Annotated in this window: 1 rRNA gene; it reads left to right on the top strand. The window is 53.0% G+C overall.

What is annotated here, in order from left to right:
• The first annotated feature begins 223 nt into the window (after positions 1-223).
• A 16S ribosomal RNA gene (locus JFC11_RS18820) occupies positions 224-1,758 on the top strand.
• Positions 1,759-1,809: the final 51 nt, after the last annotated feature.

The raw sequence follows: 1,809 nt of genomic DNA on the forward strand, positions 1-1,809 counted from the left end.
AGCTCTTTAACAATTTGATCAGGTAATTCATGTGGGCGCTTGCCGATGAGGGTGATAAATCACCAAATATCAAGGCAAGCGGTCATGAGAACGACAGTTTTTAAACGTAAGTTTTTAAACAATAGTTGAATGAATTCGTTTGAACCTTGAGCCAAGTTTGATGCGCTTTTGTTGTTCGTAAACATCACGTTTTCGAGTGACGAATAAGTATCACAATGATTTTAAACTGAAGAGTTTGATCATGGCTCAGATTGAACGCTGGCGGCAGGCCTAACACATGCAAGTCGAGCGGTAACAGGGGTAGCTTGCTACCCGCTGACGAGCGGCGGACGGGTGAGTAATGCATAGGAATCTGCCCGATAGTGGGGGATAACCTGGGGAAACCCAGGCTAATACCGCATACGTCCTACGGGAGAAAGGGGGCTCCGGCTCCCGCTATTGGATGAGCCTATGTCGGATTAGCTAGTTGGTGAGGTAATGGCTCACCAAGGCAACGATCCGTAGCTGGTCTGAGAGGATGATCAGCCACATCGGGACTGAGACACGGCCCGAACTCCTACGGGAGGCAGCAGTGGGGAATATTGGACAATGGGCGAAAGCCTGATCCAGCCATGCCGCGTGTGTGAAGAAGGCCCTCGGGTTGTAAAGCACTTTCAGCGAGGAAGAACGCCTAGTGGTTAATACCCATTAGGAAAGACATCACTCGCAGAAGAAGCACCGGCTAACTCCGTGCCAGCAGCCGCGGTAATACGGAGGGTGCAAGCGTTAATCGGAATTACTGGGCGTAAAGCGCGCGTAGGTGGCTTGATAAGCCGGTTGTGAAAGCCCCGGGCTCAACCTGGGAACGGCATCCGGAACTGTCAAGCTAGAGTGCAGGAGAGGAAGGTAGAATTCCCGGTGTAGCGGTGAAATGCGTAGAGATCGGGAGGAATACCAGTGGCGAAGGCGGCCTTCTGGACTGACACTGACACTGAGGTGCGAAAGCGTGGGTAGCAAACAGGATTAGATACCCTGGTAGTCCACGCCGTAAACGATGTCGACCAGCCGTTGGGTGCCTAGCGCACTTTGTGGCGAAGTTAACGCGATAAGTCGACCGCCTGGGGAGTACGGCCGCAAGGTTAAAACTCAAATGAATTGACGGGGGCCCGCACAAGCGGTGGAGCATGTGGTTTAATTCGATGCAACGCGAAGAACCTTACCTACTCTTGACATCCTGCGAACTTGTGAGAGATCACTTGGTGCCTTCGGGAACGCAGAGACAGGTGCTGCATGGCTGTCGTCAGCTCGTGTTGTGAAATGTTGGGTTAAGTCCCGTAACGAGCGCAACCCTTGTCCTTATTTGCCAGCGGGTAATGCCGGGAACTCTAAGGAGACTGCCGGTGACAAACCGGAGGAAGGTGGGGACGACGTCAAGTCATCATGGCCCTTACGAGTAGGGCTACACACGTGCTACAATGGCCGGTACAAAGGGTTGCGAGCTCGCGAGAGTCAGCTAATCCCGAAAAGCCGGTCTCAGTCCGGATCGGAGTCTGCAACTCGACTCCGTGAAGTCGGAATCGCTAGTAATCGTGAATCAGAATGTCACGGTGAATACGTTCCCGGGCCTTGTACACACCGCCCGTCACACCATGGGAGTGGACTGCACCAGAAGTGGTTAGCTTAACCTTCGGGAAAGCGATCACCACGGTGTGGTTCATGACTGGGGTGAAGTCGTAACAAGGTAGCCGTAGGGGAACCTGCGGCTGGATCACCTCCTTAAACGATGCATCATCCTCGCGGTAAGCGCTCACAATGAATTACCTGATCAGA

It is taken from the genome of Vreelandella alkaliphila (assembly GCF_016107625.1).
Classification (GTDB): domain Bacteria; phylum Pseudomonadota; class Gammaproteobacteria; order Pseudomonadales; family Halomonadaceae; genus Vreelandella; species Vreelandella alkaliphila.